1 protein-coding gene is annotated in these 424 nt (G+C 69.8%); it reads right to left on the bottom strand.

From position 1 onward, the window contains the following. The coding region (locus tag RB628_RS41540) for a DUF317 domain-containing protein (protein ID WP_318325786.1) at positions 1–292 on the bottom strand (292 nt) is incomplete at its 3' end. Positions 293–424 lie beyond the last annotated feature (132 nt).

The raw sequence follows: 424 nt of genomic DNA, 5'->3' as shown, positions 1-424 counted from the left end.
TCTCGGTCGGGGTGCTGTCCTGGTACGTGACCAGCCAGCGAGGCATCGCGAAGGGATCGGAGTACGCCGTGATCTTCCACAGCGCGTCGTCGTCGCCTTCGGGCAGGTAGCCCAGGCGGACCGTCTGGTCCGGTGCGTTGACATACACGTTGCCCATCTCGTCGTGATTCAGTTTCCAGCCCACGTCGAGGAGGGGCTGGAGGGCGGGATCACCGGTGAAGGTCGATCCGGCCAGGTATCGCGGGGTGACGTGGTACTCGCGCCACCGCTCGTCGTTCAGGTCGTACGGCACAGCTCCTCCGAGGGCGTAGTCAGCGGCGGCGCGAGGGGCCGGGCGCGGGCGGGCCGGCGGCGGCTGAGGCAATGGGTGGAGTCGCTCCGGCCTGCGATGTGTTGGGCGTGCGGGCGAGCGCGGCCGACCGGC

The sequence above is a fragment of the Streptomyces sp. ADMS genome (assembly GCF_033441795.1).
Classification (GTDB): domain Bacteria; phylum Actinomycetota; class Actinomycetes; order Streptomycetales; family Streptomycetaceae; genus Streptomyces.
Note: the sequence above shows the minus strand (reverse complement) of the source record. Positions and strands in the feature narration are given on the sequence as shown.